We start from the raw sequence: 844 nt of genomic DNA on the forward strand, positions 1-844 counted from the left end.
TTTATCAAGAAAAAAGTAAATTAAAAAATCTTTACTTTTTTTCTTTTTTTCTAAGCACTCGCTTCCAATTATCACATAAAACCGCTGTAGCTATTCCTGCATTTAAAGAATTAGCATTACCATATCTAGGAATAGCAATAGCCACCGTAAGCATTTCTTCTATAGCAGATTGAATCCCATGCGATTCATTGCCAATAACCAATACCCCATGGTCTGGAAATAAAAAATCATCTATAGACGTACCCTGTAAAGTAGCCCCTAGAATTGGTAGATCTAAACCCTGTAAATAAGCTGGTAAATCTACATAATGTAGGTTGACTTTTACAAAAGACCCCATGCTTGCTTGTAGTACTTTGGGGTTATATAACTCTACCGTTGTTTGCGAACAAAGTATGCGATCTATGCCATACCAATCTGCTATACGGATAATGGTGCCTAGATTGCCAGGGTCTTGTATGCCATCTAATGCAAGGGTAATATCCATGGTTGACAAGGATGGTTCTGTAGGTCTAGGTATAGCCGCTACTGCTAGTACTTCATGATTGTCGACAAAAGAACCTAATGCAGAAAGTAGCTCTTTGTTAACTTCGAAAATCTCTGTTTCTCTACTAATAGAGGAAATGATAGCTTGATTTTTGATAAAAAAAGAGCGTGTGCCTACGATATATTTTATGACATAATCAGAAGCAAGCAATGCTTGTATGCCTTTTTTCCCTTCTAAGATAAAAGCAGCGTGTGCTAGGCGATATTTTTTCAATGCCAACTGACGAATGTAAGTGGCTTTGTTTTTACTTAAGGTAGGATACATATGATGGGTTAAAAAAGGTAGCTGTTCAAGGGAGAG

At 36.8% G+C, this 844-nt stretch carries 1 protein-coding gene; it reads right to left on the reverse strand.

Going from position 1 to position 844, the window contains the following annotated elements; translation table 11 throughout:
* Nucleotides 1-31 precede the first annotated feature (31 nt).
* Nucleotides 32-844, reverse strand: an 813-nt coding sequence (locus MUW74_RS04055; RefSeq protein ID WP_320411653.1) for an RNA methyltransferase, incomplete at its 5' end; no start/stop codon positions are given.

This window comes from Candidatus Cardinium sp. cBcalN2 (assembly GCF_022810445.1).
Lineage (GTDB): Bacteria > Bacteroidota > Bacteroidia > Cytophagales > Amoebophilaceae > Cardinium.